Origin of the sequence: Nonomuraea sp. NPDC050733 (assembly GCF_040654215.1) — a bacterium.
GTDB lineage: Bacteria > Actinomycetota > Actinomycetes > Streptosporangiales > Streptosporangiaceae > Nonomuraea.
Map to the genome: position 1 here is coordinate 227573 of NZ_JBFAHO010000007.1, position 312 is coordinate 227884.

Sequence of the window (312 nt, forward strand, 5' to 3'; positions counted from 1 at the left end):
TTCTCACGCAGCGTGACGGACACCTCAGACGCTGGGGCAGATGGAGATCATCTGTCCGGTTTGAGAGGTTCAGCACCCTGTCGAGGCGCCCACAAGCAGTGAGATCCCTCGATGTCCGAAACCTCCATTTCGTCATTGGCTGAAATTTCCCCCCTTGACTGTCTTTCGGACGCAATAATAGGAATGGCGTGGCTTTGGCCATCGACCGATCCTCGCCAGGACGAACCTTGACGAGCGACCCATACTTTCCAGCTGCCCGCGCGACGACCTCGCACGGCGCGGTGGACCTGTCCGGGGGGACTGCGCGTGGCA